The 545-nt window shown below is 71.2% G+C and carries 1 protein-coding gene; it reads right to left on the bottom strand.

The genetic code is table 11. The features are described 5' to 3' along the window. On the bottom strand, window positions 1-545 hold a 545-nt coding region (locus ACEN88_RS33925; RefSeq protein ID WP_413346763.1), incomplete at both ends, for a histidine kinase dimerization/phospho-acceptor domain-containing protein.

Below are 545 nucleotides of genomic sequence, written 5' to 3'. Positions count from 1 at the left end.
GGCGTGTACTTGCCGGCGTTTTCCAGCAGGTTGCACAGCACGCGCTCGAGCAGCGCCGCGTCGAAGCGCACGAGCGGCAGGCCGCGCGGGATCTGCGTGTCGACCGATCGTCCGCCCAGCTGCCAGCGGCAGGCCCGCAGCGCGCTGCCGATCGTCTCCTCGACCAGTTGCCATTCCAGGTTGAGCTTCACGCCGCCGCTCTGGATGCGCGCCATGTCGAGCAGGTTGGCGACGAGGGTACTCATGCGCCGGGCCTCGTCGCGCAATGCGTTCGCCAGCTCCATCTGCGCGGCGGCCAGCGTCGGACGCGACAAGGTCAGCGATTCGGACAGGCCGACGAGGCTCGTGAGCGGCGTACGCAGATCGTGCGACAGCGCCGCCAGCAGCGAGTTGCGCAGGCGCTCGCCCTCCATGCGCACGACGGCGTCCTGGGCCACGTCCACGTAGTGCACGCGCTCGAGCGCGATGGCGGCCAGGGCCGCGAAGGCGTCCAGCAGTTCGCGCCGTTCCGGCACGAGCAGCGCGGCGACGTCCCGCACGCGCAC

It is taken from the genome of Massilia sp. CT11-108, from assembly GCF_047302915.1.
Taxonomy (GTDB): domain Bacteria; phylum Pseudomonadota; class Gammaproteobacteria; order Burkholderiales; family Burkholderiaceae_D; genus Telluria; species Telluria orientalis.
The sequence above is the reverse complement of the archived record's forward strand: the minus strand, read 5'-3'. Positions and strand labels throughout refer to the sequence as shown.